Genomic DNA, 1,144 nt, shown 5'->3' on the forward strand with positions numbered 1-1,144 from the left:
CTCGGTATTCCGTCCCTGCCGCTCAAGCCGCTCGCCAAGCGCCGCCACTCGCGTCAGATCATGGTCGGCAACGTTCCGGTCGGCGGCGACGCCCCGGTCTCGGTCCAGTCGATGACGACCACGCTGACCTCCGACATCAACGCCACCCTCCAGCAGATCGCGGAGCTCACCGCGTCCGGCTGCCAGATCGTCCGGGTCGCCGTCCCCTCGCAGGACGACGCCGACGCGCTGCCGATCATCGCGAAGAAGTCGCAGATCCCGGTGATCGCCGACATCCACTTCCAGCCGAAGTACGTCTTCGCCGCGATCGACGCGGGCTGTGCCGCGGTGCGCGTCAACCCGGGCAACATCAAGGCCTTCGACGACAAGGTCGGCGAGATCGCCAAGGCCGCCAAGGGCGCCGGCGTGCCGATCCGGATCGGCGTCAACGCCGGTTCGCTCGACAAGCGCCTGCTGGAGAAGTACGGCCGTGCCACCCCGGAGGCGCTGGTCGAGTCCGCGCTGTGGGAGTGCTCGCTGTTCGAGGAGCACGACTTCCGCGACATCAAGATCTCGGTCAAGCACAACGACCCGGTCGTGATGATCAACGCGTACCGCCAGCTCGCGGCCGCCTGCGACTACCCGCTGCACCTCGGTGTCACCGAGGCCGGCCCGGCCTTCCAGGGCACCATCAAGTCGGCCGTCGCCTTCGGCGCGCTGCTCGCCGACGGCATCGGCGACACCATCCGCGTCTCGCTCTCCGCGCCCCCGGCCGAGGAGATCAAGGTCGGCAACCAGATCCTGGAGTCCCTCGGCCTGCGCCAGCGCGGCCTGGAGATCGTCTCCTGCCCGTCCTGCGGCCGCGCCCAGGTCGACGTCTACAAGCTCGCCGAGGAGGTCACCGCCGGCCTGGAGGGCATGGAGGTGCCGCTGCGCGTCGCCGTCATGGGCTGCGTCGTCAACGGCCCCGGCGAGGCCCGTGAGGCCGACCTCGGCGTCGCCTCCGGCAACGGCAAGGGCCAGATCTTCGTGAAGGGCGAGGTGATCAAGACCGTTCCCGAGTCGAAGATCGTCGAGACCCTCATCGAGGAGGCGCTCAAGCTCGCCGAGCAGATGCAGGCCGAGGGCGTGGAGTCCGGCGCCCCGGTCGTCGTCGCCGCCGACT

Annotated in this window: 1 protein-coding gene; it reads left to right on the plus strand. The window is 69.6% G+C overall.

The window, feature by feature from the left end; genetic code table 11:
* On the plus strand, nt 1-1,144 hold a 1,144-nt coding region (gene ispG, locus SNE206_RS40010; RefSeq protein ID WP_407918510.1), incomplete at both ends, for a flavodoxin-dependent (E)-4-hydroxy-3-methylbut-2-enyl-diphosphate synthase.

The organism is Kitasatospora sp. NE20-6 (assembly GCF_045862635.1).